This window comes from Microbacterium karelineae (assembly GCF_009745985.1).
Lineage (GTDB): Bacteria > Actinomycetota > Actinomycetes > Actinomycetales > Microbacteriaceae > Microbacterium > Microbacterium karelineae.
The window spans coordinates 1-363 of the sequence record NZ_WFIX01000165.1; the positions used below are offsets into that span (position 1 = coordinate 1).

At 54.0% G+C, this 363-nt stretch carries 1 protein-coding gene; it reads left to right on the top strand.

The features are described 5' to 3' along the window. Positions 1–61 precede the first annotated feature (61 nt). A partial coding sequence (locus GB932_RS22425; RefSeq protein WP_197517237.1) for a ubiquitin family protein occupies positions 62–363 on the top strand: 302 nt, incomplete at its 3' end.

Genomic DNA, 363 nt, shown 5'->3' on the forward strand with positions numbered 1-363 from the left:
AAATTTCTCCCCAATCTCGCGAGGCTCTCGTCGTCGAATCGAATCCTCTCGCGTCCTCAAGATGCAGATCTTTGTGAAGACATTGACCGGCAAGACTATCACCCTCGAGGTGGAGTCCTCTGACACCATCGATAATGTCAAGGCTAAGATCCAAGATAAGGAGGGCATCCCCCCGGACCAGCAGCGTCTCATCTTCGCTGGCAAGCAGCTGGAGGATGGCAGGACCCTTGCTGACTACAACATCCAGAAGGAGTCGACCCTTCACCTTGTCCTCCGCCTCCGTGGTGGCATGCAGATCTTTGTCAAGACTCTGACCGGCAAGACTATCACCCTTGAGGTGGAGTCTTCTGACACCATCGACAA